The sequence below is a fragment of the Nocardiopsis sp. MG754419 genome, assembly GCF_018207095.1.
Taxonomy (GTDB): domain Bacteria; phylum Actinomycetota; class Actinomycetes; order Streptosporangiales; family Streptosporangiaceae; genus Nocardiopsis.
This window is the reverse complement of record NZ_QOCZ01000302.1, coordinates 1-1,360: the sequence shown is the minus strand read 5'-3', so window position 1 is coordinate 1,360 and position 1,360 is coordinate 1. Positions and strand designations below refer to the sequence as shown.

General features: G+C 63.8%; 2 protein-coding genes. Both read left to right on the top strand.

Annotated features, from left to right (window positions below; all coding sequences use genetic code 11):
* Positions 1-77: 77 nt before the first annotated feature.
* The gene (locus DSY14_RS27785; protein WP_211719562.1) at positions 78-521 is read left to right on the top strand and encodes an SMI1/KNR4 family protein; all 444 of its coding nucleotides are present in this window, start codon (positions 78-80) and stop codon (positions 519-521) included.
* Positions 522-625: 104 nt separating this feature from the next.
* Positions 626-1,297: a peptide deformylase gene (gene def, locus DSY14_RS27780; protein WP_211719561.1), complete on the top strand. Its 672-nt coding sequence runs from the start codon at positions 626-628 to the stop codon at positions 1,295-1,297.
* Positions 1,298-1,360: the final 63 nt, after the last annotated feature.

The following is a 1,360-nucleotide window of genomic DNA, read 5'->3' as shown; positions in this document are numbered from 1 at the left end:
GTTCTGATGGGGGTGGTGGGGTGGATTTTCGGCGCAACTCGCCGACCGCGATTTCCCGTGTCTTGCCACGACCTGTGATGATCGGGGGTGTGTGGCGTGAACTGATCTTGGAGATGTATCCGGAGGCCGATCTGAGTGATCCGGCCGATGAGGTGATGCTGGCCGAGGTGGAGAAGCATCTGATGCTGCCTTTGCCGTTCGAGTTGGCGTCGTTGTTGCGAGAGAGCGATGGGGTGACCAACGAGTACGGTGACGCGGTGGTGTGGAGTGCGCGTCGCCTGGTGGAGGACAATCTGGCGATGCGGCGTGAGCCGGATTATGAGGAGTTGTACGCGCCGTTCGACGAGATGATCTTTTTCGGTGATTCGGACATGGGTCCGCAGTTCGCGTACGTGCATACGGACTATGGGCCGGGGATCGTGGTGTGGGATCATGAGACGGATCGGCGGCGTTTGGTGGTGGTGTCGTTGCGGGACTATCTGGCGCGGTGTTTCATTCAGGGCAATGCCTGGTTCCGGTAGCGGGGTGGGGGTTCGGGGGCCGGGGTGACCTGGCGGTTCGTGCTATTTTTTCGGGTGTGGTGGTGTATGTACCGCCTGTTGTCGCCCGCCCGGAGAGTAGGACCATGTCGGAGCAGTCTGTGCCTTTGCCCGTGACCGTCGTTCAGGGTCGGGAGGTGGCGGACTTCCCTGATCTGGCTCCGGAGGCCGCGCGTGGTCGTGTGCTGCGTGTGACGGTGACCGGTGAGGAGGTTCTGCACCGGGCCGGTCGTGAGGTGCCCGAGGAGATGTGGGGCGGCGCGGAGTTGTCGCGGTTGATCGACGACATGTTCGTGACGATGTACGCGGCCGAGGGTGTGGGGTTGGCCGGTGCGCAGGTGGGTGTGGACTGGCGGCTGTTCGTGTACGACTGCCCTGATGATGAGGGTGTGCGGCATGTGGGTCATGTGATCAACCCGGTGTTGGCCGAGCGTGATCCGGATGACGTGGTGGTGGTGGACAACGAGGGGTGTCTGTCGGTGCCGGGTCCGCATGCGGAGCTGGGGCGGGCGGAGTCGGCCATGGTGCGTGGGGTGGACAAGGACGGTGCCCCGGTGGTGTTGGAGGGCACGGGTTACTTCGCGCGTTGTCTGCAGCACGAGACCGATCACACGTGGGGTCGGTTGTACGTGGATCGGTTGTCCAAGCGTGAGCGCAAGCGTGTGTTGAAGAAGATGAACGAGATGGCCGACAACGTGTTCGCTCGTCGTGAGGAGCGTGCGCGGGAGTTGGCGTCGGAGTGGGAGTCGGCCGGCTGAGGTCGGTGGGTTGTGGTGGCGGGGCGTCCCTTGGGGCGCCCCGTTTTGTGGTGTGGGTGGGGG